The following is a 21625-nucleotide window of genomic DNA, read 5'->3' as shown; positions in this document are numbered from 1 at the left end:
GCCACCGCGGCCCGGGTGGCCATCATCCGCAGCATGATGACCCGCTGCAGGAGCAGGGGATTGCTTGCGTTCCCGTCGGTCCGTCAGGCGGCGACGTCGGCGTACCACGCCGCCGACAGCGACGGGGGTGGCGGTTCGCCTTCAAGCAACAGATCGAGCCCGTGGTCGCCGATGCCGGCGTGTTCGCTGCGCGCGCGCGCGCGGATCTCGGCCGCCAGCCAGCCCATGCGCTCGACGTTGCCGGTGATGCGCGCGGCGAAGGCGTCGTCGCCGAGCTGGTCGGCCAGCGCGCGGTTGAGCTCGTGGAACCAGTCGATGTGGTACTGGTCGAGCAGGCGGGAATCGATCGCCAGCGGGCGCCCGGCGTTGCGCTCGCCCCATTCGCGCAGCAGCGCCTGCATCGCCGCGTTGAGCACGCTGCCGCGCTCGAACTGCGTGCGCAGGCGGCCGAACATGGCGACGTCCGCGATGCGCCCGGAGAAGAACGTCGGCGCCAGCAGCGCCCAGTAGAAGGTGTAGTCCCAGATGATCTTGACCGGCATCACCTGCGCGTCGCCGAACAGCGCGTACTGGTCCTGGAACAGGGTCATCGTGGTTTCGTAGAACGAGAAGTACAGCTGCTGGTAGACGTCGGCGTACGCGGACCAGTTGCCGCCGGCGCGGTCGCGTGCGACCAGGTTGCAGACGTAGGTGTTGGCGATGGCGATGAAGTCGCTGCCCGGCGAATAGAACGGGTCGAGGAACAGCCCGGCCTCGCCGACCAGCGCCCAGCGGTGGCCGAACACCTGCGTGCAACCGTGCGAGAAATGGCGCATGAAGCGGAAATCGCTCAGCGCGTGTCCTTCCAGCGACGCGGCCACCCGAGGCTGGTGTTCGCGTAGCCAGGCCATCGCCTTGTCGTGGGTGTTCATCGTCTCCAGCGGATGCGCCTTGCCGTCGCAGACGATGCCCAGCGAGTGGTGGCCGGACGCCAGCGGGATCAGCCAGAACCAGTAGCCCGGCCCGCACATGTGGTTGGTCGAGCGCCAGCGGTCGGGCGGCGTGCAGCGCGCCAGCCACTGCGGATCGTCGGACCAGTCGTTGGGATCGACCAGGCCCTCCACCCGCCACCATGCCGCGTTGGCATCGTGGTGGTTGTCGCGGGCCAGGCCGAGCTTGCGCTTGAGCACGCCCGCGCGGCCGCTGGCGTCGACGACCCAGCGCGCAGACAGCGTGGCCGTGTCGCCGCCGTGTTCGAAGGTGAGCGCGTGCGCGTCGTCGCCTTCCCCCAGGGCCACGTCGCGCACGACGGCGCCGTCGCGGAAATCAACGCCCAGCGCGCGCGCGCGTCCGCCCAGGAAATTCTCGAAGCGGCCGCGGTCGATCTGCCAGGACGGCGTCGGCAGCAGCCGGCTCACGCCCAGTTCGGTGCAGCGGTCGACGTCCATGCGGCCTTCGGAGAAGAAGAAGCGGAAGCCGAATTTGCGCACGTGGTCGCTGTCGAGATGGTCGCGCAGGCCGAGCACGTGGGCGAAGTAGTGCGCGCCGATCTCCACCGTCGACTCGCCGACCTTGAAGGCGGCCTCGCGGACCGGGTGCGCGTTGCGCTCGACCACCAGCACGCGCAGGCCGGGGTCCTGGCGCCGCAGCTGGATCGCCAGCGTCAGGCCGGCGAGGCCCCCGCCGATGATCGCGACATCGGTGTCGGTGTCGATGGCGGTGCCGGGGTCGTGCCCGGTGCTGGGCTTGTCCATCAGGTTCTTTCCAGTCCTGTCGCCGGTCGCGCGCCGGCGGCGAACTCGCCGTCCGGATCGTCGATCACCGGCGGGCACGCGCGGCAGCGGCGGTATTCGGCGGCCACGTCGCCGTGGCGCAACACCTGCGCCACCACATGGGTGGTGATCCGGCGCAGGTCGTGGAACAGGCGGAAGTGGCTCTTGCGCATCTGCGCCGGCGCACCGGCCCCGGCGTAGCGCGTCTCGATCGGCACCGCCACCACGCCGGCACCGGCGCGGCGCGCGGCCGAGATCAGCATCTGCGCCTCGAACACGAAGCCTTCGCCGGGCACGTCGTCGAGCGTGTAGACCGCGTGCGGATACAGGCGCTGGCCGCTCTGGCTGTCGACCACGCGGAAGCCGCAGCCCCAGCCGATGCCCCAGTCGCCGAAGTCGTTGCCGATGCGGCGGTAGAACGGCTGCGCGGCGCGCTTGCGCAGGCGCGCGCCAATGACCACGCAACCCGGATGGCGGTTGGCCGCGTCGACCAGGCGCGGGATGTCGGCGCCGCTGTGCTGGCCGTCGCCGTCCATGGTCGCAACCGCCTGCGCGCCGATGCGCGCGGCCTCGGCGAACCCGCTGCGCAGCGCCGCGCCCTTGCCCATGCGGCGCGGGTGGCGCAGCACGGTCACGTCGAGGTCGGCGATGCAGGCGACGGTGTCGTCGTCGGAGCCGTCGTCGACCACGATCACGTGGTCGCATTGCGCGCGCGCATCCTGCACGACGTCGCGGATCCGCAGCGCCTCGTTGAGCGCGGGGATCACCACCGCGACGTTGCCGCGGTGCAGGCGCACGGGCGCCGGATCAGCCATGCGCGATCTCCACCCGCAGCACGCGGCCGGGGCCTGCGTGCAGCAGCGCCACGTCGCGACCGCCGGCCAGGGCCTCGAACAGCGGCAGCATCGGCGCCATCGCATTGCCGGCCGCGTGGCGCGAAAGCGCATCATCGGCGGGCGGCAGGTTGCCGTCGACCAGGGTCGCGCGCATGCGCAGGCCGCCTTCGGCACGCGACAGCACGAGCGCGCCGCCGAGCAGGCCGTCGCTGGCCGAGACCGCCGCCAGCGGCCCGGCCGAGGCGCCGTCGTACGCGGCCAGCAGCACCGCTTCGGCGCCTTCGGCCAGCTGCGCGATGGCCTCGACCAGGCCCTGCGCGAAGCTCGCGTCGTAGGCGCTGATCGCGGAGCTGGCGTGCATGCAGCCGCTGCCGATGGTCCAGTAGCCGGCGGCGGCGTTGTGCACCGAATTGTGGAACTTGGTCGGCGACACCGAGTGCGGCTCGCTGGCCAGCGTCGTGCACATGTAGTCGGTGATCCCCAGGTCGCCGTGGGTGGAGGCGAACACCGACGGCAGCGAGGCCGGGTCGCGCCCGGCGGCGGTGCAGGCGGCCAGCGCGACTTCCAGCGCGACCGCCACCGTCTCCGGCGCGCGCCGGCGCTCGTTGGCGGCCAGCAGCTGCGGCGAAGGCCTGCGCGGGGCGTCGGCCGCCGCCGCGCCGCCGGCGACGAGCTCGCGCGCCGCCTGCCAGGACGGCAGCCCGTTGGCCCAGAAGCCGATGCCTTCGATCGTCACCGTGCGTCCGGGCATCTCAGGCCCTCCCGAACACGAGCGAGCAGTTGTTGCCACCGAAGCCGAAGGAATTGTTCATCGCGTAGCGCAGCGTGCCCGAAGGCGCGTTGTCGAAACGTATCTGCGCGCCGCAGGCCGGATCGGGCGCGTGGCTGTTGAGCGTGCCCGGCAGCAGGCCGTCCTCCAGCGCGATCAGCGCGAACACCGATTCGACGATGCCGGCCGCGCCGAGGGTGTGGCCGGTCCAGCCCTTGGTGGAGCTGGCGTGCAGGGTGTCGGGGAACAGCGCGGCGACCGCGCGCGCCTCGACCGCGTCGTTGGCCGGGGTGGCGGTGCCGTGCAGGTTCAGGTAGCCGACGTCCGCGGCGTCGATGCCCGCGCGCGCCAGCGCGGCCTGCATCGCCATCTGCGCGCCCAGGCCTTCCGGGTGCGGCGTGGACATGTGGTGGGCGTCGCTGGATTCGCCGTGGCCGCACAGGCGCAGCCCGGCGTGGCCGGGGCCGGCGCGCTCGACGATCGCGAAGCCGCCCGCCTCGCCCAGCGACAGGCCATCGCGGCCGGCGTCGAACGGCCGGCACGGCGCCGACGACACCAGTCCCAGCGAGTTGAAACCGAACAGCACGCTGCCGCACAGCGTGTCGACGCCGCCGACCAGGGCCGCGTCGACGAAGCCGGCGCCGATCAGGCGCGCGGCCTGGGCGAAGACCTTGGCGCTGGACGAGCAGGCGGTGGCGACGGTGGCGCAGGGACCGCGCAGGCCGGTGACGTGCTGGACGAAGTGGCCCAGCGAATGCACGGTGTGCACGATCGGGCGGTCGAGATCGGGCGGGAAGGCGCCGTCTGGCGTCAGCCGCGCGTAGGCCTCCTCGGTGGCGCCGATGCTGGCGGTGGAGGTGCCCAGCACCACCGCAACGCGCTCGGGCCGGTAGCGCGTGCACAGGTCGGCGACCTGCGCGGCCATGCCGTCCTGCTGCAGCGCCAGCCAGGCCAGGCGGTTGTTGCGGCATTCCCAGCGCGCATGCTCGGCGGGCAGCGCCGCGTCTTCGAGGCCGCCGACGCGGCCGATCCAGCAGTCCAGCCGCTGATCGCCCACCGCGCCGTCGCCGAAGTCGTTGCGGCGCAGTCCGCCGCGCCGATCACGCAGGGCCGAGGCCTGGGCGTCGCGACCGCGGCCGAGCGCGGTGGTGGCGGTGTAAGCCGTGATTGCCAGTGCCGGCGTGGGGGGCGACGGTTGCGGTTGCGGCACGTGCGGGAGCATCCGGTCGTGGGAAAGCCCGCGAGTATAGCGAGGGCGCCGTGGTGTACGCGGCCATGCCCACGGCGCATCCGCGGGGCAGGCGCATTCACCTCGCCGAGCCGCCGGTTCCGGTCAGGAGCGGCCCGTCGACGCCCCTTCGGGGCTCTTCAGCGCGCGGTAGCGCTCCAGCGCCTGTTCCAGGTCGCTGCCCAGCGAGGCGCGGTCGTGCACCTGTTGTTCGAGGATGGCCTGCTGGCGCAGCAGGTCGCCGTGCTGGCGCTGGATGTTGTCGGCCAGCGCCTTGCGCACCGGCTTGGACTGCAACTCCAGGTCCGCGGCCTGGCGCAGCAGGCTGAGCAGGCTGGCGCGCAGGTTGACCAGGCCCAGGCGCGAGGTCTTGAGCGACTCCTCGACCAGGGTGATGCGTTCGCCGTAGGCGCGGCGCAGGTCGGCCTCGGTGGCGTAGGACTCGACCATCGCCAGGTCGCGGCGCTTGGCGGCGGCCTCGGCCTCGGCCTCGCGCGTGGCCTGCCGCCCGGCTTCCGCGGCGGCGGCGCGCTCCTCGGCGGTGGGCGCGCGATCGACCGAGCGCACGGTCATCCCGGTGCGCGCGCTGATCTCGGTGCGCGCGGCGTCGGCGGCGTCGGCCGGCAGCGCGTCGCCGCAGACCTTGTGGCCGTTCTCGTCCCAGCAGTAGATCTTCTTGGCGGTCTTGTCCTGCGCCGCCGTCGTGGCGGTCGCCAGCAGCAGCACGCAGGCCAGCCCCACAGTGGTCATGTGCATCGTTCCGTCCCCCCGGCCGGTCGATCAGTCATCGCAACCATGGCGCGCGCGGTAGGCGAGCAGCGGGTCGCGTTGGGCCGCCAGTGTCGCGCTTTCGCCGGCAAACGCCAACAGGTCCGACAGCCCGGCGATGGCGACCACCGGGATTCCGTGTTCATCGGCCACTGCCCGTGCGGCCGAGCGCGGGTCGCCGTCGGCCACGCGTTCCTGGCGGTCCAGCGCGATGGCGATCGCGGCCGGTGTACCGCCACCACCGGCGATGATCGCCAGCGCCTCGCGGATCGCGGTGCCGGCGGTGATCACGTCGTCGACCACCAGCACCCGGCGCCCGGCCAGCGGCGCGCCCACCAGCAGCCCGCCCTCGCCGTGGTCCTTGGCCTCCTTGCGGTTGAAGGCCAGCGGCAGGTCGCGGCCGCGGCGCGCGTACTCGCAGGCCAGCGCCGTGGCCAGCGGGATGCCCTTGTAGGCGGGGCCGAACAGCAGGTCGAAGTCCACGCCCGCGGCATCGATGGCATCGGCGTAGCAGCCGGCCAGCGTCGCCAGCGCCGCGCCGGAGTCGAAGTGCCCGGCGTTGAAGAAGTACGGACTGGTGCGTCCGGACTTGAGGGTGAACTCGCCGAAACGCAGCGCATCGGCGTCGAGGGCGAGCTGGAGGAAGCGCTGGCGGTGGTCGGCGGGCATGGGGGCGCGGCGTTGGTCGCGGAGTGGAGACAATGATGCCAGCCACGGCGGGCGGCGGCGAACGGGCAGGCCGCCCTGCACAATGGAGACGCCGGGCTAGAGCTTGCGTACCATCAAGTGCTGTGGCCCGGCGCTGCCGCCCAGGTACAGTTCGCCGGTGTCGACGAAGCCGGCCTTGCGGTAGGCGTTGATCGCGGCGACGTTGCGGCAGTTCACGTTCAGCGCCAGCAGGCGGCGGTCGGGATGGCGGGCGCGGATGTCGTCGCAGCAGGCCTGCACCGCACGCGTGCCCAGCCCGCGGCCCTGCCAGTCGACGTCGATGAAGAACGCGCGCAGGCCGACGGCGGCGTCGCCGATCGAGCGGCGGGCGACGATGGTCGGTTTGAAGTCCAGCCGGTAGAAGCCGGCCGCCGTGGCGCCGACGAGGATCGCCATCGCCTCGCTGTTGGCGTCGCGCAGTGCGTCGTCGAGGTTGAAGGTGGTGTCGCCGACGAAGGGCTCCTGCTCCGGCGCCACGCGCAGCGCGCGCACCGGCTCGGCGAGTTCCGGCGTGACCGGGGCAACGTGGAGGTCGGGCTTGGCGAACATGCGGTCATGATAGTGGTGGGCATCGGCGTGCGTTTCACGGTCAAGGCGTTCACCACATCGCCCCGCGGTGCCTCACGCGTTGAAAACAGGGAGTGGGGAACGGAGAATCGACAAACCTCGCCGTCATCAAACCTCGCTGTCATCCCGAGCGCAGCGAGGGATCTGCTTCACCTGGCCAGCAGATCCCTCGCTGCGCTCGGGATGACAGGCGGCTTGCGAGTCCCCATTCCCCATTCCCATTCCCCATTCCCGGCTCTTCTCCATGCGCATCATCAGCTTCAACGCCAACGGCCTGCGTTCGGCCGCCCGCAAGGGCTTCTTCGACTGGTTCGCCGAGCAGGACGCCGACGTGCTGTGCGTGCAGGAAACCAAGGCCCAGGAACACCAGCTCGCCGGCCCGGAATTCCTGCCCGACGGCTACAACGTCCGCTTCCGCGACGCCACCACCAGGAAGGGCTACAGCGGCGTGGCGATCTACAGCAGGCGCGAGCCCGACGAGGTGCGCACCGCGCTGGGCCGCGAGTCGTTCGACGAGGAGGGCCGCTACCTCGAGGCGCGCTTCGGCAATCTCAGCGTGGTGTCTTTCTATATCCCGTCCGGGTCCTCGGGCGAGCTGCGCCAGGGCTTCAAGTTCGAGGCGATGAACTGGCTCGGGCCGATCCTCGACCAGTGGCTGGCCAGTGGCCGCGACTACGTACTGTGCGGCGACTGGAACATCGTCCGCAGCGCGCTGGACATCAGGAACTGGAAGTCCAACCAGAAGAACTCCGGCTGCCTGCCGCCCGAGCGCGCCTGGCTCAACGGCAGGATCTGCAACGACGGCGGCAGCGACGGCACGCCGCACTGCGAGGACGGCTGGGTCGACGCCTACCGCGCGCTCAACCCGGAAGGGCAGGACTACACCTGGTGGAGCAACCGCGGCGCCGCGCGCGCCAACAACGTGGGTTGGCGCATCGACTACCAGCTGGTGACGCCGTCGCTGCGCGAACGGCTGAAGGCATGTTCGATCCTGCGTGAGCCGCGCTTCTCCGACCACGCGCCGTTCACGGTCGATTACGCCGACTGAGGCTCAGCCCTCGCCGGCATGCGTCGCGGCGCGGCGCACGTCGGTCTCGGCGATCGACGCATCGACCAGCCCGGCCTTCATCATCCACGCGAACAGCGCCACGCCCGGCAGCGCCAGCACCGTGGTCAGCAGGTAGAAGTTGACGTAGCCCATCTGCTCGATCAGCCCGCCCGCGGTGGTGCCGGTGACGAAGCGGCCGACGATGGATGCCGCCGCCGACAGCAGCGCGAACTGGGTCGCAGTGAACGACAGGTTGCACAGCGCCGACAGGTACGCGACCACGACCACGCCGCCGATGCCGCTGGCGAAGTTCTCGAATCCCATCGTGAACGCCAGCAGTTCGTTGCTGTGGCCGACGTGGGCCAGCACCGCGAACGACAGGTTCGACACCGCCATCAGCACCAGGCTCAGCAGCACCGACGCCTTCAGGCCCATGCGTGCGTAGAGGATGCCGCCGACGAAGATGCCCGCCAGCATCGTCGCGAATCCCACGCCGACGTCGTAGGTGGCGATCTCGGCGTTGCTGAAGCCCAGGTCGTTGAGCAGCAGGCGGAACGTGAGGTTGGCCAGGGTGTCGCCGATCTTGTGCAACAGCACGAACAGCAGCACCAGCAGCGCGCCCTTGCGGCGGAAGAACTCCCCGAGCGGCCCGGCGACGGCCTCCCATGCCGCGGCCAGCCCGCGAAGCGCGGCCGGTTCGCGGTGGCGCGCGGGTTCGCCCAGCCAGAAGCCGACGAATGCCGCCGGCAGCACGAATGCGGCGCACGCCGCATACGCGGTCGCCCAGCCCAGCGGTTCGGCGACCAGCAACGCCAGTGCGCCGGCGCCGACCGCGCCCAGGCGCCAGCCGTACTGCGACATGCCCGAACCCACGCCCAGCTGCTCGGGCCGCAGCAGTTCGATGCGGTAGGCGTCGATGACGATGTCGAAGGTCGAGCCGGCCACACCCAGCGCCACGGCAGCGAACGCGACCCGCGCCAGATCCGCACCCGGATCGAGCGCGCCCAGGTGGACGGTCGCCGCCGCCACGCAGGCGGCCGTCAGCCACAGCCACGACCTGCGCTGGCCCAGGCGCCCCAGCAGCGGCAGGTGGAAACGGTCCACCAGCGGCGCCCACAGGAACTTGATGTTGTAGACCAGGAACGCCAGCGCGAACGCGGTAACGCTCTTCTTGTCGATCCCGTCCTGCGCCAGCCGCGTGGTCAGCGTGGCGCCGATCATCGCGTAAGGGAAGCCCGAGGAAATGCCGAGCAGCAGCGCGCCCAGCGGCGCGCGTTCGAGGTAGGGCCGGATCCAGCCCAGGGGATCGCGGCGCGCGGCCGGTGCGGGGGTCGTCATGGCGGCATGCTAACTGATGCCGGGGCGTCGACCGCGGGTGGTGCGGGCTTGCCTGCATCGCGGGCACGCGGTATCAAGGGGCCGCGCCGGCCGCGGCGCACCGCCGCAGGAAGCAGACGGGATCCACGCATGACCGAAATCGTCCTCCACGACGTCGACCAGATGCTCGTCGACCGCATCAAGCGGGTCGCCGACGCGCGCGGCTGGACGCTGCCGCGGACCCTGCTGCACCTGCTCGAACAGGGCCTGCACGTCTACGAGGGCGACGGCAGCGTGCGCTTCGACAGCGCCGAGAACGACGTGCTCGAGGCGGCCATGGCAGCGCTGGAAGACATCCCGGACGACAGCGGCTTCGCCTTGATCGGCAAGGTGCCGCGCGCGGACGAACCCGGCCAGTAGCATCGCGGACGTGGTGGGAGCGGCCATGGCCGCGATGAAGTACCGGTAAAGCCTGCCGCGGCCATGGCCGCTCCCACTCCGGCCCGGATGGATGCCTTCAGGCCGGGTAGATCCCGCCCAGCACGCGCGGCCCCCTCGCGCCGGTGACCGAAGGCAGGTTGCCCGGCTCGCCGCGCAGGGTGGCCCGCGCCAGCCAGGCGAAGCCCATCGCCTCGATCGCGTCCGGATCCAGCCCATGCGCCGCGCTCGATTCCACCACGCAGCCGGGCATTGCGCCGGCCAGCGCCGCCATCAGCGCGCGGTTGTGCACGCCGCCGCCGCAGGCGACCACGCGCGTCGTGCCCGGCTGCGCCGCGCGCAGGGCGTCGGCGACGGTGCGCGCGGTCAGCGCCAGCAGCGTTGCCTGCACGTCTTCCGGCGCTTCTTCGCCGCGCAGCTTCGATTCCACCCAGCCCAGGTGGAAGCGGTCGCGGCCGGTGGACTTCGGCGGCGGCAGCGCGAACCAGGACTCGTCGAGCAGGCGGGCGAGCAGGGCATCGTCGACCTGCCCGGCGGCGGCGAACGCGCCGTCGCGGTCGAAGGCTTCGCCGCGGTGGTGCAGGCACCAGGCGTCCATCAGGCCGTTGGCCGGGCCGGTATCGAAGCCGCGCACCTCGCCGGCGCGCGGCAGCAGGGTGAAGTTGGCGATGCCGCCGAGATTGAGCACCGCGCGGTCCTCGGCAACCGAATGCAGCAGCGCCGCGTGCAGTGCCGGCAGCAGCGGCGCACCGTGGCCGCCGGCGGCCACGTCGCGGCGGCGGAAGTCGGCCACCGTGCGGATGCCGGTGCGCTCGGCGATGGTGGAAGGGTCGCCCAGCTGCATCGTGTACGGGACTTCGCCGCCGGGGTTGTGGCGCAAGGTCTGGCCGTGCGAACCGATCGCCGCCACGTCCGCGGTCGCGGTGCCGCTGTCGGCCAGCGCCTGCAGCGCGGCGTCGGCGAAGGCGCGGCCGATGCGCACGTCCAGTTCGGCCACGGCGTCGAGGGGGAGCGTCGCCGCGTGCTGGCCGAGTTCGACCAGCTGCGTGCGCAGCGCGGGATCCCAGGGATAGGTGCGGGCGAAGGCCAGCCGCGCCTGCAGCGGGCCGGTGGCGGCGTCTTCGAAGGCGACCAGCGCGGCGTCGATGCCGTCGGCGCTGGTGCCGGAGATCAGGCCGAGGAACAGATGGGCGGGCATGGCCGCATTGTAGGCGCGCGATGGCGCCGGGCCGGATGCCGCGGCGGGCTCAGCCGTTCTTCCCGCCGCGCTTGTCGGCGTCGGCGACGCGGTCGTCCTTCGACGGGCCGACGTCGGCGTAGATGATGTCCTCGAACTCGCGGATGCGCGCCAGCGCCGGCCCGGTCTGGGCGCGGAACTGCGCCAGCTGCTTGCCCTTGAGCGGCTCGGGCGGCGGCATCGTCACCGCCAGCGGGTTGCGGTGCACGCCGTTGACGCGGAACTCGTAGTGCAGGTGCGGCCCGGTCGCAAGGCCGGTGCTGCCGACGCGGCCGATCACCGTGCCCTGCGACACGTGCTGGCCGACCTTGATCTTGCCGAACGCCGACATGTGCCCGTACAGGGTGGTGTAGCCGCGGCCGTGGTCGAGGATCACCGCGCGGCCGTAGCCGCCTTTCCAGCCGACGAAGGCCACGCGCGCGTTGCCGGCCGCCATCACCGGGGTGCCGGTCGGTGCGGCGAAGTCCACGCCCTGGTGCGCGCGGGTGCGGCCCAGGATCGGGTGCTTGCGCGCGCCGCTGAACTTGGAGCTGATCCGGGTGTACTGCACCGGCATGCGGATGAAGGCCTTCTTCAGCGGGCGGCCGTCGGCGCTGAAGTACTCGCTCTTGCCGTCGCGCTCGAAGCGGAAGCCGCTGTGCATCTTGCCGTGGGCGGTGAAGGTGGCGGCCAGGATCGGGCCGCTCTTGATCATCTCGCCCTCGCGCCAGGTCTGCTCGACCACCACGCTGTAGCGGTCGCTGGCGGCGACGTCGGAGTTGAAGTCGATGTCGTACTTGAAGATCTCGTCGGTCAGGCTGCGGATGTTGTTGCCCGACAGGCCCATCTTGCGGGCCGAGTGGAACAGCGAACGGCCGACCTTGCCGCTGACCACCGCGGTGCGCACCTCGACCGGGCGCTCGATCACCTTTTCGGTGACCTTGTCGCCGTTGACGTGCAGTTCGACGCGGTGGATGTCGTCGCGGTCGTAGCGGAACGCGCGCAGGGTCGCGGGCTTGCCGTCGGCCGCGGGCTGCAGGTCGAAGGCCAGTTCGGTGCCGGGCATGAGCCGGTGCAGGCTGTCGCGCACGCCGGGCTGGTCGAGCACGCGCTGCAGGTCCGACTTCGACAGCTGCAGCCGTTCGAACACGTGGCTGAGCGTTTCGCCCTTGGCCACGCTCACCAGTTGCCAGTTGTTCTGCTCGACGTGCGCGGCGCGCTTGGCGGCCGGCAGCGGCGGCAGCAGCAGCGAGGTGGTCATCGACGGCGGGGCCGCCGAGGCCTGGGCGGCGCTCGAGGACATGGCGTTGGAGAAGCCGGGGACGATCGCCATGACCAGCGTGCCGAGCATGGCGAACAGGCTGGCGTGAGCCCAGTGGCGGCGGGTCCAGCGGCCGTTGAAGCCGGCCGGCAGTGCGGCGGACAGGCCCTTGCCGTTCAGGGCGGCGGCGCGGAGGTTCCGGATCCGGATCCGGTGCCCGCGGCCGGGGTCCTGGGGCGAGGTGGGCTCGGTCATCAAAGGCAGTCCCGGCCCGGCGTGAAGGGCCCGTCAGGGCGTTACCATAGTCACGCGAGGAGTATGCGTCAAACGCTTGACCGCACAGGGATTTCCCGGAAAAGCCGATTAACCGCGCATTAACTTCGCGTTACAAACCCGATCACGCCGATTGTCACTTCCTGTCCACCCACGTCACCCGGATCCGCCCGTGCCCCACGCCACCGACCTGCCCCAAGCCCTCGAACTGATCGCGCGCGGCGCCGATGAAGTCCTCAAGCGCGAGGAACTCGAAGCGCGGCTGAAGCAAGGCCGCCCGCTGCGGGTCAAGGCCGGCTTCGACCCGACCGCGCCCGACCTGCACCTGGGCCACACGGTACTGCTCAACAAGATGCGCCAGTTCCAGGACCTGGGGCACCAGGTGGTGTTCCTGATCGGCGACTTCACCGGGATGATCGGCGACCCCACCGGCAAGAACGCGACCCGCAAGCCGCTCACGCGCGAGGACGTGATCGCCAACGCGCGCACCTACGAGGCGCAGGTGTTCAAGGTGCTCGACCGGGAGCGCACCGAGGTGCGCTTCAACAGCGAGTGGTTCGGCAAGATGGGCGCGGCCGACATGATCCGCCTGGCCGGCCAGCACACGGTGGCGCGCATGCTCGAGCGCGACGACTTCGCCAAGCGCTACGCGGCGCAGCAGTCGATCGCGATCCATGAGTTCCTGTATCCGCTGGTGCAGGGTTACGACTCGGTGGCGCTGGAGGCCGATGTCGAGCTCGGCGGCACCGACCAGAAGTTCAACCTGCTGATGGGCCGCGGCCTGCAGGAGCACTACGGGCAGAAGCCGCAGGTGGTGCTGACCATGCCGCTGCTCGAGGGCCTGGACGGCGTGCAGAAGATGAGCAAGTCGCTGGGCAACTACATCGGCATCGACGAGCCGGCGATCGACATCGTCAACAAGACCATGAAGATCGGCGACGACCTGATGTGGAAGTGGATCGAGCTGCTGAGCTTCGACATCTCCATCGACGAAGCCGCCAAGCTCAAGGCCGAGGTCGCCGCCGGCCTGAACCCGCGCGACATCAAGCTGCGCCTGGCGCGCGAGCTGGCTACGCGCTTCCACGACGCGGCCGCGGCGGACACCGCCATCGCCGGCTGGCAGGTCGCCGTGACCGGCCAGGGCGACACCGCGCTGCTGCCGCTGCAGGACGTGGCCGTGCCCGCCGAGGGCCTGCGCATCGCCGCGCTGCTGACCGCCGCCGGCATCACGCCGAGCAACTCCGAGGCCAACCGCAAGCTCAGGGAGCGTGCGGTGAAGGTCGACGGCGCGGTGGTCGAGGACGCGGGCACCACGTTTGCGCCCGGCTTCGAGGGCGTGCTGCAGGTGGGCAAGCGCAACTTCGCGCGCGTGCGGCTGGTCGCGGCATAGGCCGGGCTCTAACGCCCTGGATCTTCCTGTGGGAGCGGCCATGGCCGCGATTCCCGCGAAGGCATCGCGGCCATGGCCGCTCCCACAGGGGTGGGTATCGGAGCCTTCGCGCCCCGCCGCTGTCACGCCCCGGCGCGCGCGGACAGCACCCGCGCCGCCCGGTCAGCCCGCCACGCGCAGCGCCGCGGACACCATCAGCCACAGCACGCAGGCGAGGCCTGCCGTCCACACGAGGCTGCGCAGCAGGTGCAGGTCGGCGATGTAGAAGATCCCGTGCAGCACGCGCAGCGCGATGAAGGCCAGCGACAGCAGCGTCACCTGCGTCGGGTCCACCCCGGCGGCCTGCGCCATCAGCACCGCCGCGGCGAACGGCGCGAACGCCTCGAAGGCATTGAGCTGCGCGGCATTGGCCCGCCGCGAGCGCGGATTGTCCTGGCGCGCCAGCCAGGCGCGCGGATCGTGGTTGTCGAAACCGGGCCCGCGCTTGGCGATGACGACCCAGATGTACGGCAGCAGCGCTGCGACGAGGATGCATCCGTAGGCGATGGACATGGCGGGTCCCGGTTGGCGGTGGTGGCAGGCAGCTTGGCCCCGCCGCGGCGCGCCTGCAACCGCGGCCAGGACTGGTCCGCCGCCCGTGCGATCAGTCGCGCGCGGCCGCCGTCCCGCCGCCCGTTACCTGCTTCTTGAGCTCGGCCAGCGCCGCCGCGATCGGCGCGTCGCCGTCGAGCACGTCCCCGGCGTTGCTGCCGGCGACTTCCTCGTCGCCGTGCAGGTGGCCGGGCAGCAGCGCCTCGGCGTAGCCGGCGCTGGCGGCCTGCCCCTTTTCCTCGCCTTCGGGCTGGAGCACCACGTCCGGCTCGATGCCGCGGGCCTGGATCGACTTGCCGCTCGGCGTGTAATAGCGCGCGGTGGTGAGCTTGACCGAATCGCCGTTGTCCAGCTCCATCACCGTCTGCACCGAGCCCTTGCCGAAGGTGCGGCTGCCGACCACGCGCGCGCGCTGGTTGTCGTGCAGGGCGCCGGCCAGCACCTCCGAGGCGCTGGCCGAGCCGGCATCCACCAGCACCACGACCGGCGCCCCGTGCATCAGGTCGCCCGGCGTGGCGGAAAAGCGGCTGTCGGACAGCGGGCTCCGGCCGCGGGTGCTGACGATGTCGCCCTTGTCGAGCAGGTCGTCGGCGATCTGCACCGACGTGGTCAGCAGGCCGCCGGGATTGCTGCGCAGGTCCAGCACCAGCCCGCGCAGCCTGTCGCCGGCGCCGGCCTGCAGCTGCTTGAGCGTCTTCTCGAAGTCCGCCGCGGTGTCGGCCTGGAAGGCGCTGATGCGGATGTAGGCGTAGCCCGGCTCGAGCATGCGCCCGTGCACGCTGGCGATGCGGATGGTCTCGCGGGTGACGCTGATCTTCAGCGGCTTGGGTTCGCCTTCGCGCGCGATGGTCAGTTCGACCGTGCTGCCGGACTTGCCGCGCAGCGGCCCCTGGCCGGCCGCGGAGGCGGGCGTGAGCGGCTTGCCGTCGACGGCGATGATGGTGTCGCCCGCCTTCACCCCGGCGCGGGCGGCCGGGGTGTCGTCGATCGGCGCGATCACCTTGACCCGGCCGTCGGGCAACTGCTGCACCTCCACGCCGATGCCGTCGTAGGCGCCGCTGGTGTCCTCGTCGAAGGCCTCGGCGTCGTCCTTGTCGAGGTAGGCGCTGTGCGGGTCGAGGTCGAGCAGCAGGCCGCGGATCGCCGCGCCCATCAGCGCCTTGTCGTCGACCGGTTCGACGTAGGCGTCCTTGATCGCCTTGTACACGGCGACGTAGCGCTTGATCTCCTCCAGCGGCACGTCGCTGGCGGCGCTTTCCTCGGCCTCCGGGTCGTCCGCTGGCGCGTCGGCATCCGGGGCCGGCGCGGGCGGCGGCGCCTCGATCGGCAGTTCCTGCGCGGGCGCGGCGCGCGCCAGCAGCAGCGCAACGGCGAGGATCGGGAGGGAAAGACGCATGCAGGACTCCGCGGAAGTCGGGGTGTGGGGCGCGCGCCGGTTCGCACGGCGCGCGTGGCCCCGATTATGCGGCGCGACGCCGGTGCTGCGTTAAGGGCCCGGTGAACGCGTGGGAGCGACCATGGCCAGTCCCACACCTTCGCGCGGCTAGTGCTTCTGCAGCCAGGTGTTCGGGTTGACCGGGTTGCCGTTGCGGCGCAGTTCGAAGTACAGCGCCGGGCGGCCCTGGCCGCCGGAATTGCCGACGCTGGCGACCGGGTCGCCGCGGCTGACGCGGGCGCCGGCGTCCTTGAGCAGGGCGTCGTTGTAGGCATACAGGCTCATGTAGCCGTTGCCGTGGTCGATGATCAGGATCAGGCCGTAGCCGGTCATCCATTCGGAGAACACCACGGTGCCGTCGGCCACCGCCTTGACCGTGGTGCCGGCCGCCGCGCCGATCAGCACGCCCGAACTCTTGTGGCCGTCGGGCATGGTCGCGCCGTAGCCGGCGAGCAGGTTGCCGGACACCGGCCAGCCGAGGCCGCCGACCTTGATCGGGGCGGTTTTGGCCACCTCGACCGGCGGTTTGCGTGGCTTGTGGCCGGGCGAACTTGCGTCCTCCTGTTTCGCGCGCGCGGCAGCGGCGGCCTCGGCGGCGCGGCGTTCGGCCGCGGCCTTCGCGGCGGCGGCGCGCAGGCGCTTGAGCAGGGTTTCCAGCGACTGCGCGTCCTTGCCCAGCGCTTTCTCGCGGTCGCGGCGGTCCTGGTAGCGCTTGTCGAGTTCGGCCACGGTGGTCTTGCGCTCGTTGCGGCTGCGCTCGAGTTCGGCCAGTTCCGCGCGCTGGCGTTCGCGCGCGGCGTCCAGCGCGTCCTGGCGCCGGGCGATGTCGCGCTCGACGCGTTCGAGTTCGGCCAGCTGCGTCGACAGCGCGTCGATCCGGCGCGTGCGGTCGCGCTGCAGGTAGCGGTGGTAGGTCAGCGCGCGGCCGGCCTCGGCCACCTGGTCCTGCGACAGCAGCAGCTTGAGCGGCGCATCGTCGCCGATGGCGTAGGCCGAGCGCAGCAGGTCGCCCAGTTCGGCGCGCTGGCCGGCCAGTGCGGCCTGCATGCGGTCGCGCCGCGCGCGCAGTGCGACCAGTTCGGCCTGCTGGCGGGCGAGTTCGGCCTCGGTCTCGCGCAGGCTGCGCATGGAGGTGCCGACCTTCTCGTCGACCTCGCGCAGCTGGCGGCTGGCGTCGCCGCGCCGGCCTTCGATCTTGCGGCGCTCGGCGGCGACGTCCTTCAGCTCGCGCTTGACCTTCTCGAGCTTGCGCTCGGTCTCGCGGCTGCTCTGCGCCTGCGCCGGCAGCAGCGCCGGCGCGAACAGGCCGGCGAGCAGTGCCGCGAGCAGCCAGCGCTGGCGGCGCATGCGCGGCATCAGCCGGTGGCGAACAGGCTGCGTCCGGACATGTCGTCCGGTTTCGGCAGGCCGAGCAGGTCGAGCACGGTCGGCGCGACGTCGCGCAGCGCGCCACCCTCGCGCAGCACCGCGCCGCCGCGATCGCCGACATAGACCAGCGGCACCGGGCCGACGGTGTGCGCGGTGTGCGGCTGGCCGGTGGCCGGGTCGCGCATCATCTCCAGGTTGCCGTGGTCGGCGGTGACCACCAGCGCGCCGCCTGCCGCGCGCACCGCGGCGTCCACCGCGCCGATCGCGACGTCGACCGCCTCGGCGGCCTGGATCGCCGCCTGCAGGTCGCCGCTGTGGCCGACCATGTCGGGGTTGGCGATGTTGCACACGACCAGGTCGAAGCGGCCCGAGCCGATCGCGTCGACCAGCTTCGCCGTCAGCTCCGGGCAGCTCATCTCCGGCTGCAGGTCGTAGGTGGCGACCTTGGGGCTGGGCACGAGGATGCGCTCCTCGCCGTCGAACACGTCCTCGCGGCCGCCGCTGAAGAAGAAGGTGACGTGCGCGTACTTCTCGGTCTCGGCGATGCGCAGCTGGTGCAGGCCGGCGTCGGCGGCGACTTCGCCGAGGGTGTGGCGCAGGTCCTCGGGCGGGAAGGCGATCGCGGCCGGCAGCCTGGCGTCGTATTCGGTCAGGCAGACACAGGCCGACAGCTTCGGCCGCCGTGCCTGGAAACCTTCGAAAGCCGGCGACACGAACGCCGCGGTCAGCTGGCGCGCGCGGTCGGCGCGGAAGTTCATGAACACCAGCGCGTCGCCGTCGGCCATTGGCGCGGCGCCGTCGATCACGGTGGGCAGCACGAATTCGTCGTTCTCGCCGCGTGCGTAGGCGGCCTCCAGCGCGGCGGCAGCGTTCGCGGCGCGATGGTCGGACTTCGCCTCGACGATCGCGTCCCACGCCAGCCGCAGGCGGTCCCAGCGCTTGTCGCGGTCCATCGCGTAGTAGCGGCCGCTGACGCTGGCCACGCGCGCATTGCCGAGGGCATCGCAGCGGTTCTGCAGCGCGGCCAGGCTCGCCGCGGCCGAGCGCGGCGGGGTGTCGCGGCCGTCGAGGAAGGCATGCACCGCCACCTGCGGCACGCCGGCGCGCTGCGCGAGGTCCAGCATCGCGAACAGCTGCAATTCGTGGCTGTGCACGCCGCCGGGCGAGAGCAGGCCCATCACGTGCAGCGTGCCGCCGTCGGCCTTCACCGCCTCGCAGGCGCCGCGCAGGCCGGGGTTGTCGAAGAAACTGCCGTCCTCGATCGCCGCATCGACGCGGGTCAGGTCCTGGTAGACGATGCGGCCGGCGCCCAGGTTCATGTGGCCGACCTCGGAATTGCCCATCTGCCCGTCCGGCAGGCCCACGTGGCGGCCCTCGGTGTGGATCAGGGTGTGCGGGTTGCCGTCCCACAGCCGCCGCCAGTTGGGCAGGTTCGCCTGCGCGAGTGCGTTGTCGGTGGGATCGTCGCGATGGCCCCAGCCGTCGAGGATCAGCAGGACGACCGGTTTCGGGCGGGCGGAGCGGGTGGCTTCGGGCACGACGAATGGACCAGTGACTATGGACAGGTGCGATTGTAGCGAAGCCGGTGCACCCTAAGACCTGCCGGGCAGGTGCCCGGTCGGGGATCCGTCCCCGCCGCCCTGCAGCTCCTGGAGTCCACCATGTCCGCCACGCGTCTTTCCACCGCACTCGCCCTGTCGCTGCTGCTGGCCACCGGTGCGGCGGTGGCGTCCGACGCCGTCGACATCGACAAGGTCAACGGCAGCATCACCGCCGAGAGCGGCAAGGTCTACGGCGACCTGGAGACCGTCAACGGCAGCATCCGGCTGGAAGACGGCGCCCACGCGCGCGATGCGGAAACGGTCAACGGCAGCATCAAGGGCGGCGACGACATCGAAGCCGACGACATGAGCACCGTCAACGGCGGCATCCGCCTGGGCGAACGCGCGCGCATTTCCGGCGGCCTGGAAACGGTCAACGGCGGCATCTTCGTCGGCCGCGGCGGCAACGTCGCCAAGGGCATCGGGACCGTCAACGGCGCGATCGGCGTCGTCGCCACCGAAGTGGGCGGCAGCATCGAGACGGTCAGCGGCGATATCACCGTCGGCATCGATTCGCACGTGCGCGGCGGTATCAAGGTCAACAAGCCGACGTCGAACTGGATGCCGATCCGCTTCGGCAGCAACCGCAAGCCGCGCATCGTGGTCGGCCCCGGCGCGGTGGTCGACGGCGACCTGGTGTTCGAGCGCGAGGTCACGCTGTACGTGCATTCCAGCGCCCGCATCGGCAAGGTCACCGGCGCCACGCCGGTGGCGTTCGACACCCCGCGCGCGCCGCGCGACTGAGCGCGCCGCCGCGGCCGCGCCGGCAGGGCACGGCGCGTGGGCATAGAATCGGGAGTTTCCCCACGCACAGGACCTTCCGGATGCAAGCCCGACACCTCCTGTTCTGCCTGCTCGCCGGCGCGGCGCTGTCCGCGTGCGACCGCGCGCCGACCCCCGCCAGCGACGACGCCAACGCTGCCGCCACCACCCCGGCCGGCGATGCCGCGCCCGATGCGGCGGCGCACACGTTCAACGACGACATCGACGCCGGCGATTTCGCCGAGCTGGTGAAGACGCTGTCCTCCGACGAATTCGAAGGCCGCGGTCCCGGCACGCCCGGCGGCGCGAAGGCGGTCGAGTACATCAAGGCGCAGTTCGAGCGCATCGGCCTGCAGCCGGGCAACGACGGATCCTGGTTCCAGGACGTGCCGATGACCGAGACCACGCCCGACGAATCGACCGTGCTCACGCTCGACGTCGACGGCAAGGCCACGCAGCTGAAGTTCGGCGACGACATGGTCCTCAACACCCGCAGCGGCGAGGCCGAGGTCAAGGTCGAGGACAGTCCGCTGGTGTTCGTCGGCTACGGCGTCGACGCGCCGGAGCAGGACTGGAACGACTACGCCGGCGTCGACGTCAAGGGCAAGACCGTGGTCATGCTGGTCAACGATCCCGGCTTCCACGCCAATGACGACAGCCTGTTCGAAGGCAAGCGCATGACCTACTACGGGCGCTGGACCTACAAGTTCGAGGAAGCCGCGCGCAAGGGCGCGAAGGCCGCGCTGATCATCCACGACGCGCCCGGTGCGTCGTACGGCTGGGACGTGGTGCGCGGCTCGTGGTCGGGCGCGCAATACGACCTGCGCGCGGCGGACGATCCGGAGCCGCGCCTGCCGGCGCAGGGCTGGATCACCGCCGAGGCAGCCAGGCAGCTGTTCACCGACGCCGGCCTCGACCTCGACGAGATGTACGCCGCCGCCGGCAAGCGCGGCTTCAAGGCCGTGCCGCTGAAAGCGACCGCGTCGTTCGACCTCAAGAGCACGGTCGCCGAGAAGTCTTCGCGCAACGTGATCGGCGTGCTGCCCGGCAGCGAGCGCCCGGACGAGGCGGTGGTCTACATGGGCCACTGGGACCATCTGGGCAAGCATGACGGCGAAAGCGGCGACAACATCTACAACGGCGCCGTCGACAACGCCACGGGCGTGGCCGGGATCATCGAGATCGCGGAGAAGTTCGCCCGTGCCACGCCGGCGCCGAAGCGCTCGCTGGCATTCGTCGCGGTGACGCTGGAGGAGTCCGGCCTGCTCGGTTCGCAGTACTACGTCGCGCACCCGGCGTTCCCGCTCGACAAGACCGTGGGCGTGGTCAACATCGACGCGATGGGCGTGTACGGCAAGTCGCACGACCTGGTGGTGGTGGGCAAGGGCAACTCCGAGCTCGAGGACCTGCTCAAGGCCGAAACCGACAGGCAGGGCCGCACGCTGGAGGCCGAAAGCACCCCCGAAAGCGGCTTCTACTTCCGCTCCGACCACTTCAACTTCGCCAAGGCCGGCGTGCCCGCGCTGTACACCGAGAGCGGCGAGGACCTGGTCGACGGCGGCCGCGAGGCCGGCGAGGCCGCGGCGCGCGACTACAACGCCAACCGCTACCACAAGCCGGGCGACGAGTATTCCGACGACTGGAAGCTCGACGGCGTGATCGAGGACCTGCAGGCGCTGTACGGCGTCGGCCGCGTGCTGGTCGACGGCGACCAGTGGCCGAACTGGTACGAAGGCAACGCCTTCCGCGCCGCGCGCGACAAGATGATGGGCGACAAGTCGCCGGCGCAGTAAGCGGCACCGGTACCGGACGACGGAAGACGGCGCCGCGAGGCGCCGTCTTTCATTGGCAATGCAAAAGGTCGCGGATCAGCGCGGCTTGGCCGGCAGCGGGAACGGCGTGACCACCTTCTCGCCCGACTCCGCATCGCGGATCGCCGACTGGCCCTTCTTCTCGACTTCCTCCACCCGCACGATGCTCTGCATCGGCAGGTGCAGCACGCGGGTGTTGCCGAACTCGTCGCGCAGGCGTTCCTCGGTGGGATCGACGACCACGCCGTCGTGCACGTCGAACACCAGCTCCCCGACTTCGGTGAAGCCCCAGATCGCACTCGCCGCCACGCGCCGCGCGTACAGCTCGTAGACCTTGCCGTGGTTGTGGAAGACGATTTTGTAGAGGGGTTTGGCCATGGGGGGGATTGTAGGGGTTCGGGGTTCGGGACTCGGGACTCGGGACTCGGGACCCGGGGCTCGGGACCCGGGACCCGGGACCCGGGACCCGGGACCCGGTGCTCGGGAC

The 21625-nt window shown here is 71.4% G+C and carries 20 protein-coding genes; 5 read left to right on the top strand and 15 right to left on the bottom strand.

Annotated features, from left to right (window positions below; translation table 11 throughout):
- Positions 1-83 precede the first annotated feature (83 nt).
- The 7 genes from ABD679_RS10425 to ABD679_RS10395 all read right to left on the bottom strand — a co-directional run bounded on the left by ABD679_RS10425 (position 84) and on the right by ABD679_RS10395 (position 6609).
- Positions 84-1733 (bottom strand): NAD(P)/FAD-dependent oxidoreductase, encoded by a 1650-nt coding sequence (locus tag ABD679_RS10425; RefSeq protein ID WP_344759923.1) that lies wholly within the window; start codon positions 1731-1733, stop codon positions 84-86.
- Positions 1733-2566: a glycosyltransferase family 2 protein gene (locus ABD679_RS10420; protein WP_344759922.1), complete on the bottom strand. Its 834-nt coding sequence runs from the start codon at positions 2564-2566 to the stop codon at positions 1733-1735. The genes ABD679_RS10425 and ABD679_RS10420 overlap by 1 nt, the downstream gene beginning before the upstream one ends.
- On the bottom strand, positions 2559-3338 hold the full coding sequence (locus ABD679_RS10415) for a beta-ketoacyl synthase chain length factor (protein WP_344759921.1): 780 nt from the start codon (positions 3336-3338) through the stop codon (positions 2559-2561). The genes ABD679_RS10420 and ABD679_RS10415 overlap by 8 nt, the downstream gene beginning before the upstream one ends.
- A 1-nt stretch (position 3339) precedes the next feature.
- Positions 3340-4566, bottom strand: coding sequence for a beta-ketoacyl-[acyl-carrier-protein] synthase family protein (locus tag ABD679_RS10410; RefSeq protein WP_425561885.1), 1227 nt, complete (start codon positions 4564-4566; stop codon positions 3340-3342).
- Positions 4567-4689: 123 nt separating this feature from the next.
- Positions 4690-5340 carry a hypothetical protein gene (locus ABD679_RS10405; RefSeq protein WP_344759920.1) on the bottom strand — a complete coding sequence of 217 codons (651 nt, stop codon included), beginning with the start codon at positions 5338-5340 and terminating at the stop codon, positions 4690-4692.
- 24 nt (positions 5341-5364) lie between these two features.
- Positions 5365-6021, bottom strand: a complete 657-nt coding sequence (gene pyrE / locus ABD679_RS10400) for an orotate phosphoribosyltransferase (protein ID WP_344759919.1) — start codon at positions 6019-6021, stop codon at positions 5365-5367.
- A 96-nt stretch (positions 6022-6117) separates the two neighbouring features.
- Entirely contained in the window at positions 6118-6609 is a 492-nt protein-coding gene (locus ABD679_RS10395) for a GNAT family N-acetyltransferase (protein WP_344759918.1), read from the bottom strand.
- A gap of 262 nt (positions 6610-6871) precedes the next feature.
- Between ABD679_RS10395 and ABD679_RS10390 the strand changes: the two genes are divergently transcribed.
- Entirely contained in the window at positions 6872-7675 is an 804-nt protein-coding gene (locus ABD679_RS10390) for an exodeoxyribonuclease III (RefSeq protein ID WP_344759917.1), read from the top strand.
- 3 nt (positions 7676-7678) lie between these two features.
- Here ABD679_RS10390 and ABD679_RS10385 read toward each other — a convergent pair whose 3' ends face one another.
- Entirely contained in the window at positions 7679-9013 is a 1335-nt protein-coding gene (locus tag ABD679_RS10385) for an AmpG family muropeptide MFS transporter (protein ID WP_344759916.1), read from the bottom strand.
- Positions 9014-9142: 129 nt separating this feature from the next.
- On the opposite strand from ABD679_RS10385, the gene ABD679_RS10380 reads away from it, so the two are divergent.
- On the top strand, positions 9143-9412 hold the full coding sequence (locus ABD679_RS10380; RefSeq protein ID WP_344759915.1) for a hypothetical protein: 270 nt from the start codon (positions 9143-9145) through the stop codon (positions 9410-9412).
- A 97-nt stretch (positions 9413-9509) separates the two neighbouring features.
- Here the strand turns inward: ABD679_RS10380 and ABD679_RS10375 are convergent, their stop codons facing one another.
- Both ABD679_RS10375 and ABD679_RS10370 read right to left on the bottom strand, forming a co-directional pair.
- Complete coding sequence (locus tag ABD679_RS10375; RefSeq protein ID WP_344759914.1) at positions 9510-10628, bottom strand: anhydro-N-acetylmuramic acid kinase; 1119 nt, start codon at positions 10626-10628, stop codon at positions 9510-9512.
- Between the two features lie 49 nt (positions 10629-10677).
- On the bottom strand, positions 10678-12162 hold the full coding sequence (locus ABD679_RS10370; RefSeq protein ID WP_344759913.1) for a M23 family metallopeptidase: 1485 nt from the start codon (positions 12160-12162) through the stop codon (positions 10678-10680).
- Between the two features lie 190 nt (positions 12163-12352).
- Between ABD679_RS10370 and tyrS the strand changes: the two genes are divergently transcribed.
- The gene (gene tyrS, locus ABD679_RS10365; protein ID WP_344759912.1) at positions 12353-13570 is read left to right on the top strand and encodes a tyrosine--tRNA ligase; all 1218 of its coding nucleotides are present in this window, start codon (positions 12353-12355) and stop codon (positions 13568-13570) included.
- 162 nt (positions 13571-13732) lie between these two features.
- On the opposite strand, the gene ABD679_RS10360 is transcribed toward tyrS, so the two are convergent.
- From ABD679_RS10360 to gpmI, 4 genes are all read right to left on the bottom strand, one after another.
- The gene (locus ABD679_RS10360) at positions 13733-14122 is read right to left on the bottom strand and encodes an MAPEG family protein (protein WP_344759911.1); all 390 of its coding nucleotides are present in this window, start codon (positions 14120-14122) and stop codon (positions 13733-13735) included.
- A gap of 91 nt (positions 14123-14213) precedes the next feature.
- A complete protein-coding gene (locus ABD679_RS10355; RefSeq protein WP_344759910.1) occupies positions 14214-15557 on the bottom strand; it encodes a S41 family peptidase in 1344 nt (447 codons plus the stop codon).
- A gap of 147 nt (positions 15558-15704) precedes the next feature.
- The gene (locus ABD679_RS10350) at positions 15705-16943 is read right to left on the bottom strand and encodes a murein hydrolase activator EnvC family protein (RefSeq protein WP_344759908.1); all 1239 of its coding nucleotides are present in this window, start codon (positions 16941-16943) and stop codon (positions 15705-15707) included.
- A gap of 8 nt (positions 16944-16951) precedes the next feature.
- Positions 16952-18502 (bottom strand): 2,3-bisphosphoglycerate-independent phosphoglycerate mutase, encoded by a 1551-nt coding sequence (gene gpmI / locus ABD679_RS10345; RefSeq protein ID WP_344759907.1) that lies wholly within the window; start codon positions 18500-18502, stop codon positions 16952-16954.
- 123 nt (positions 18503-18625) lie between these two features.
- Here gpmI and ABD679_RS10340 point away from each other — a divergent pair, with 123 nt between their 5' ends.
- Both ABD679_RS10340 and ABD679_RS10335 read left to right on the top strand, forming a co-directional pair.
- Positions 18626-19309: a DUF4097 family beta strand repeat-containing protein gene (locus tag ABD679_RS10340; RefSeq protein WP_344759906.1), complete on the top strand. Its 684-nt coding sequence runs from the start codon at positions 18626-18628 to the stop codon at positions 19307-19309.
- Positions 19310-19389: 80 nt separating this feature from the next.
- On the top strand, positions 19390-21120 hold the full coding sequence (locus ABD679_RS10335; protein ID WP_344759905.1) for a M28 family metallopeptidase: 1731 nt from the start codon (positions 19390-19392) through the stop codon (positions 21118-21120).
- 75 nt (positions 21121-21195) lie between these two features.
- Here the strand turns inward: ABD679_RS10335 and ABD679_RS10330 are convergent, their stop codons facing one another.
- On the bottom strand, positions 21196-21516 hold the full coding sequence (locus ABD679_RS10330; protein ID WP_344759904.1) for a DUF1820 family protein: 321 nt from the start codon (positions 21514-21516) through the stop codon (positions 21196-21198).
- Positions 21517-21625: the final 109 nt, after the last annotated feature.

The sequence above is a fragment of the Luteimonas lutimaris genome (genome assembly GCF_039537065.1).
In the GTDB taxonomy this organism is placed as follows: Bacteria; Pseudomonadota; Gammaproteobacteria; order Xanthomonadales; family Xanthomonadaceae; genus Luteimonas; species Luteimonas lutimaris.
The sequence above is the reverse complement of the archived record's forward strand: the minus strand, read 5'-3'. Positions and strand labels throughout refer to the sequence as shown.